Origin of the sequence: Limnospira sp. PMC 289.06 (assembly GCF_032350395.1) — a bacterium.
GTDB lineage: Bacteria > Cyanobacteriota > Cyanobacteriia > Cyanobacteriales > Microcoleaceae > Limnospira > Limnospira platensis.
This window is the reverse complement of record NZ_JARPLC010000163.1, coordinates 1-2,172: the sequence shown is the minus strand read 5'-3', so window position 1 is coordinate 2,172 and position 2,172 is coordinate 1. Positions and strand designations below refer to the sequence as shown.

The 2,172-nt window shown below is 44.3% G+C and carries 2 protein-coding genes and 1 pseudogene (1 of these 3 only partly in view); all 3 read left to right on the top strand.

Annotated elements, in window-relative coordinates:
* Positions 1-1,555, top strand: a pseudogene (locus P5674_RS21580) (HEAT repeat domain-containing protein) (it extends 948 nt beyond the left edge of the window).
* 100 nt (positions 1,556-1,655) lie between these two features.
* Positions 1,656-1,856, top strand: a complete 201-nt coding sequence (locus tag P5674_RS21570) for a hypothetical protein (RefSeq protein WP_006615836.1) — start codon at positions 1,656-1,658, stop codon at positions 1,854-1,856.
* Complete coding sequence (locus P5674_RS21565; RefSeq protein WP_014276949.1) at positions 1,856-2,113, top strand: ParE family toxin-like protein; 258 nt, start codon at positions 1,856-1,858, stop codon at positions 2,111-2,113. Before P5674_RS21570 ends, P5674_RS21565 begins: the two co-directional genes overlap by 1 nt.
* Positions 2,114-2,172: the final 59 nt, after the last annotated feature.

Here is a 2,172-nt window from a genome sequence, read left to right as displayed (position 1 = left end):
ATCGCTGAATTGCTCGAAGTAATCCGCACTACTGAGGATGACGATACCCGTGAGGATGCGGCTAAGAGCATGGGTAAAATTGCTCAGGGAAATCCTGATGCAATCATCACTTTAGTTGAACTAATGGAAACCTCTAAGAATGAATCGACTCGTAGTAGTGCAGTGTATGCTTTAAGATATATTCCCCAGGGAAATCTTGTTGCAATAGCAGCATTAATCAGGGTTATCAACAATACTAAGAACAATGAGCATATCTGGAGGCGAGCGGTATTTAGTTTAAGTACAATTGCTCAAGGAAATCGTGATGCAATAGCAGCATTAATCAGGGTTTTGGAAAATACTGATAATGATGAGAATATCCGTGGTAGTGCGGTAGAGGCATTGGGTGAAATTGGTCAAGGAAATTTTGATGCAATAGCAGCATTAATCAGGGTTCTGGAAAATACTGATAATGATGAGAATATCCGTGGTAGTGCGGTAGAGGCATTGGGTGAAATTGGTCAAGGAAATTCTAATGCAATCATGAGTTTAGTCAAGATTATTGAAAACAAGGCTGAACATGAAAATATTCGGTCTCATGCTGCTAAAGATTTGGCTCGAATTGATGCCAAAAACTATAAAATTATTCCTACCTTAATTTCTCTTGTAAAAACATTCAGGCATGATTTTTATTTTGGAAGATTAGTGTATGCTTTAGGTATAATCGGAAAAGATAATCGTCAAGTCATTAAGATTCTTTCTGAGCTTATTACAAACGACAATTTTTTGGTCTCTCGCACAAGACAATTTGTATTGGCTCTTGCTCTAAACAAGGTTGACTCAGAAAATTTTCAAGCAATTGATGTTTTTATTAATCTCATTAACACTGAGAGATTGACATATGGACAGGCAAAAGTGAGAGGAATGCTCACCACACCAAAACAATCTGTACGGTTCGTCTCAGCCTTAAAACACAACCTCAGCGATGAAGTTTACCAAAACAACTTTAAACGATTCGAGGCATCCTACGAAGTCCTTTGGAATTGTGCCGAAAATCTCCCCTATCCCGAATTTTATCAAGCATGGCACCATCCCCCCACCACTCCCCATCCCGAAGTCACCGAACAAACCCCCCATAGCGGCGAACCCTCTTTCGCCTCTCCCCTCACCTGGGAATCCCTGCAACACCTGCCCCTGTATTGCCTCAACGCCGACCTCCTCGCCAACGAAACCCGTGAAGGGGAAATCGCCCTCACCGTCATCGAACTGATTTGGGAAATCACCTGTCCCGACGAAGACCCCCCGGAACCCGCCACCCCCGCTGAACTGCGCCGCCACCTCAAAAGCCTAAAACGCGCCCCACCTCCTCCCCCACCGTGCCATCCTCTTCGGTAGCGAAACGGTTTCCACCCCGACCCAACCCACCCCAGAACTCATGGCCTTTTGCCAAAAACTGACGGGGGTAATTGCGATCGCATTTCTCACCTCAGAACCCCTAGAAGCGCCGTTAAAAGGCTTTCCCCCCAATCAACCGAATCTGATATCGGCGATCGAAACCTGGTTAGAGGAGATTTGAGAATATTGGTTTCTATAACGCTCGATTTTAGAGCATCTCGTTTACCCTGATGCCTTGCCAGCCCAGCTATAATTTCTACAACAACGACAGAGGTAAAATTGTGTCCGACCTGAAAGAAATTGAACAAGCAATTCTCTCCCTGCCATCCCATGAGTTTGAAAAACTAAAACAATGGTTCTTTGATTTGGATTATCAACGGTGGGATGAACAGATAGAACAGGATATTGCCGAGGGTCGTTTAGAAGCCCTCGCTCAAGAGGCGATCGCGGAGTTTGTATCTGGACATTGCCGAGAACTCTGATGCACTATACCACTCGACGATTTTGGCAATGTTACCATGCTTTACCGGAAGCTGTACAAACAACTGCCGATGAATGCTACAACTTACTCAAATCTGACCCGTCTCATCCGTCTCTCCATTTCAAAAAACTGGGGAAAAGGTATTGGTCGGTTAGAGTAGGGTTAAATTATCGTGCTTTGGGTGTTGAAGTAGAGAACGGCATTTCTTGGTTTTGGATTGGAACCCATGCCGAGTATGACCGATTGATTAGCAAATAACCTGGAAGCGTTTACCTTTGTCTTGGAATTGTAGAAGTCCAGATTGGTGTCAAGGGACT

Bases quoted from the DNA above. Each gene is read 5' to 3' on its own strand.
- P5674_RS21565 (WP_014276949.1), top strand. From the start codon at position 1,856: ATGCACTATACCACTCGACGATTTTGGCAATGTTACCATGCTTTACCG.